Genomic DNA, 2,107 nt, shown 5'->3' on the forward strand with positions numbered 1-2,107 from the left:
CGATCTGGCTCGCGCCCATCATGACGTGCCGGCGGCCCGTGGCGACCAGCGCCAGATGGCGGCGGAAGGGGAGCCAGCCCCCCCCCACCCGCGCCCCCGCGACGCCGCCCGCGGACAAACCGTCCGTCCCGCCCCAGACCGTGACGGACCGTTCCGCCGCGCCCCGCGACACCGCCGCCTTCCACCTCGCCAACAGCGGAGCGCTCTGGAACGGCGACCCGAAGCGCCCCGGCACCGCGCGTACGGAAGACGAGGCCGCCCCCGACGACCTGCCGCCCCCCACCGGCCGCCCCCTCACCGGCCCCCTCGTGCCGCCGCCTCCCGCCACCCCGCCGTACACGCCGCCGGCCCCGCACCGCTCCGTGCGGCGCACCGCGCTGGCCGCCGCCGGACTGGTGCTCGGCGTCGGCCTCGTCGCGGGCGCCGCCGCAGGCACCTGGCTCGCCGACGACGCCAACGGCAGCCCCGCCGCCGAGGCGGTCTTCGCGCACGGCCGCGAAACCTGGCACAGCGCCCCCGTCGACACGCTCTTCCCGCCCACCCTGAACGGCCTGGGCACCGGCCCCGGCGGCGCGGACCGCACCTGGATCCGTATCGCCGTCGCGCCCGACAGCGGCTGCGCGGGCGCCTTCGATCCGCTGCTGACCAAGGCGCTCGCCCCGGTGGGCTGCAACCGCCTGGTACGCGCCACCTACGTCGACGCCACCCGCACCAGCGTCATCACCGTCGGTGCCGTCTCCACCAAGGCCGACCGCACCGGCATGCAGGATCTGCGCCGCCGCTTCGCCAAGGAGCACCTGGACACCCGTAGGGACCTGATGCCCCGCCCGTACGCCGCCAAGGGCACCCCCGCCGCCGGCTTCGGGCCCGCCCAGCGCGCCAGCTGGAGCATCCGCGTCCTCGACGACCTGCCCGTCGTCGTCTACGGCGTCTCCGGCTTCGCCGACGGCCGTACGGTCGACGACCCGCAGCCCGCCGCCGAGGCCACTCGTACCGGCGCCACCACCGCCCCCGCCGAAGCCGGACTCGGCCACGACGCGAAAGCCGTCACCGACCGCATCGAGCAGACCTTCCGCAAGCAGGCCGCCAAGGGAACCACGGAGCCGCAATGACCAGGAGGCCCCTGCTGCGCGCCGCCGGCGTCGCGCTGTCCGCCGCCGCGCTGACCGTCCTGCCCGCGCTGCCCGCCCACGCCGACGGCATACGGGCCCAGGAATGGGCGCTCAAGGCCATGAACACACAGGACGCCTGGGAGACCACCAAGGGCGAAGGCATCACCGTCGCCGTCCTGGACACCGGCGTGGACGCGAGCCACCCCGACCTCCAGGGCCAGGTACTGCCCGACAACGACCTGGTCGGCTTCGGGGCGAGCCCCGGCGACAAGGCGTGGGCGGAGCACGGCACCGCGATGTCCGGCATCATCGCCGGCCACGGCCACGGCGCCGACCGGGCCGACGGCGTGATCGGCGTGGCGCCCGAGGCGAAGATCCTGCCGGTCCGGGTGATCCTCGAAGACAGCGACCCGGAGCGCAAACGCGCCCGCGCCGAGCGCGCGGGCGCCCTCGCCGACGGCATACGCTGGGCCGCCGACCACGGCGCCGACGTGATCAACCTGTCCCTCGGCGACGACAGCAGCTCCGCGCACCCCGAGCCCCGCGAGGACGCCGCCATCCAGTACGCGCTGGGCAAGGGCGTCCCCGTCATCGCCTCGGCCGGCAACGGCGGCAAGGACGGCGACCACGTCTCCTACCCCGCCGCCTACCCCGGCGTGATCGCCGTGACCGCCGTCGCCCAGGGGGGCCCCCGCGCCAACTTCCCCCCCCGCCGCTGGTACGCCACGGTCTGCGCGCCCGGCGTCGGCGTGGTCATCGCCAACCCCGACCGCAAGTACTACGAGGGCTGGGGCACCAGCGCCGCGTCCGCTTTCGTCTCCGGCGCGGTGGCCCTGATCCGCGCCGCCCACCCCGACCTGAGCCCCGCCCAGATCAAACAGCTCCTCACCGACACCGCCCAGGACGCCCCCGAAGGCGGCCGCAACGACGAACTGGGCGCAGGCATGGTCGACCCGGCCGCCGCGATAAAAGAGGGCAACACCCTCAAGCCGGCC

Annotated in this window: 2 protein-coding genes and 1 pseudogene; 2 read left to right on the top strand and 1 reads right to left on the bottom strand. The window is 75.7% G+C overall.

From position 1 onward, the window contains the following. A pseudogene (locus tag ADK86_RS44490) lies at window positions 1-79 on the bottom strand (CoA-transferase); the annotation flags it as partial. Between the two features lie 61 nt (window positions 80-140). Here ADK86_RS44490 and ADK86_RS15380 point away from each other — a divergent pair. Further along, window positions 141-1,112 (top strand): hypothetical protein, encoded by a 972-nt coding sequence (locus tag ADK86_RS15380; RefSeq protein ID WP_234345875.1) that lies wholly within the window; start codon window positions 141-143, stop codon window positions 1,110-1,112. Beyond that, a partial coding sequence (gene mycP / locus ADK86_RS15385; protein ID WP_053697093.1) for a type VII secretion-associated serine protease mycosin occupies window positions 1,109-2,107 on the top strand: 999 nt, incomplete at its 3' end. The genes ADK86_RS15380 and mycP, both read left to right, overlap by 4 nt.

This window comes from Streptomyces sp. NRRL F-5755, assembly GCF_001279365.1.
Classification (GTDB): domain Bacteria; phylum Actinomycetota; class Actinomycetes; order Streptomycetales; family Streptomycetaceae; genus Streptomyces; species Streptomyces rimosus.